General features: G+C 66.9%; 1 protein-coding gene. It reads left to right on the forward strand.

The window, feature by feature from the left end:
• Window positions 1–120 precede the first annotated feature (120 nt).
• Window positions 121–1431, forward strand: coding sequence for an ISL3 family transposase (locus IWX63_RS16585; RefSeq protein ID WP_199279250.1), 1311 nt, complete (start codon window positions 121–123; stop codon window positions 1429–1431).
• The last annotated feature ends 3 nt before the right edge of the window (window positions 1432–1434 follow it).

Raw genomic sequence — 1434 nt, forward strand, 5'->3', positions numbered from 1 at the left:
GGGCTCTTCGTAATTGAGAGTGCGGGCGGAGTGGTCGGGGTGGGCGCGGCGGTCGCGGGATAGAGGTCGAGGCCTTCCGATGATGGAAGTTCCTACGCTCGCCATCTGAAAGACCTCGACGTGCTCAACGCTACCTTCGTTCGCCCTGACCTCACTACGTTCTGCCGGCTCGATGAGCTCGGCCTGGAAGCTATCGGGCAGTGCCTTGGGCCCGATCGGGCGGTGCTGGAATGCCGTGTTGTTCGAGCGGATCTGTGGTGCCGGTCCTGCGGTGCCGAGGGCGCACCGCGGGACACGATTACCCGCCAGTTGGCGCATGAGCCGTTCGGTCACCGGCCGACCACGCTGTTGATTCGGGTGCGCCGCTATCGGTGCACCGGGTGTGGGCGCATCTGGCGGCAGAACACAGACCTCGCAGCGGAGCCTCGGGCGAAGATCTCCCGCCGCGGACTCCGGTGGGCACTCGAAGGCGTCGTGGTCGATCACCTGACCGTGTCCCGGGTCGCAGCGGGTCTCGGGGTGTCCTGGCATACGGCCAACAGCGCTGTCCTCGCGGAGGGCAAGCGCCGACTGATCGATGACCCGGGCAGGTTCGACGGCGTGTCCGCGATCGGGGTCGATGAGCATGTCTGGCGGCACACCCGCCGCGGCGACAAGTACGTCACCGTCATCATCGATCTGACTCCGATCCGCGAGAAGACGGGCCCTGCACGCTTGTTGGACATGATCGAAGGCCGCTCGAAGCAGGTGTTCAAGGACTGGCTCGCCGGCCGACCACAGGCGTGGCGGGACGGGGTGGAGGTTGTCGCGATGGATGGGTTCACCGGGTTCAAGACCGCGGCCTCCGAGGAGCTCCCGGACGCGGTCCCGGTCATGGATCCGTTCCACGTCGTCCGGCTCGCCGGCGACGGGTTGGATCGGTGCCGGCAACGCGTCCAGCAGGCCACAACAGGGCATCGAGGTCGTGCCGGGGACCCGCTCTATCGGGCCCGGCGAACCCTGCACACCGGCGCGGACCTGCTGACGGACAGGCAGCAAGCCCGACTCAGCACGGTGTTCGCGGCCGAGGATCATGTTGAGGTCGAGGCGACGTGGGGTATCTATCAGCGGATCGTGGCCGCGTACCGGGAACCGAACAAGGCCCGCGGCAAGCAGCTGATGCAGGGGGTCATCGACGCCGTTGCAACCGGCGTTCCCGCCGCCCTCACCGAGATCCGTAGGCTGGGCCGGACCCTGAAACAACGCGCCACGGACGTGCTCGCGTTCTTCGACCGCCCCGGCGCATCGAACGGCCCCACCGAGGCCATCAATGGACGCCTCGAACACCTCCGCGGCTCAGCCCTCGGATTCCGGAACCTCACCAACTACATCGCGCGCAGCCTGCTCGAATCAGGCGGCTTCAGACCTCGACTACACCCTCAATTACGATGAGCC

It is taken from the genome of Arthrobacter sp. CAN_A2, assembly GCF_015752045.1.
Classification (GTDB): domain Bacteria; phylum Actinomycetota; class Actinomycetes; order Actinomycetales; family Micrococcaceae; genus Arthrobacter_D.